The following is a 227-nucleotide window of genomic DNA, read 5'->3' as shown; positions in this document are numbered from 1 at the left end:
CATCTGTCCAGCTGTTAAAGATCCAGTCTGCGGATGACTCGGCGGTCAATGTCACTTCCGTGCCGGCGGTATAGGTCTCGGTTTCGGGATTTATGGACACAGTGCCCTCACCCTCAATATCCACAGTGAGCGTATATTCCGCGGGGATTTCAGTGAACACCGCCCTGACAGTTTTGTCGCCGTCCATGGTGACAAGTAGCGTAGTTTCCGTGCCAAGCTCCTCGCCC

1 protein-coding gene is annotated in these 227 nt (G+C 55.1%); it reads right to left on the bottom strand.

Going from position 1 to position 227, the window contains the following annotated elements; genetic code table 11:
- Positions 1-187, bottom strand: a 187-nt coding sequence (locus DB520_RS27735) for an InlB B-repeat-containing protein (RefSeq protein WP_394340957.1), incomplete at its 3' end; no start/stop codon positions are given.
- Positions 188-227 lie beyond the last annotated feature (40 nt).

Source organism: Pleomorphovibrio marinus (assembly GCF_003347495.1).
In the GTDB taxonomy this organism is placed as follows: Bacteria; Bacteroidota; Bacteroidia; order Cytophagales; family Cyclobacteriaceae; genus Pleomorphovibrio; species Pleomorphovibrio marinus.
This window is presented reverse-complemented; position numbering and strand designations above follow the sequence as displayed.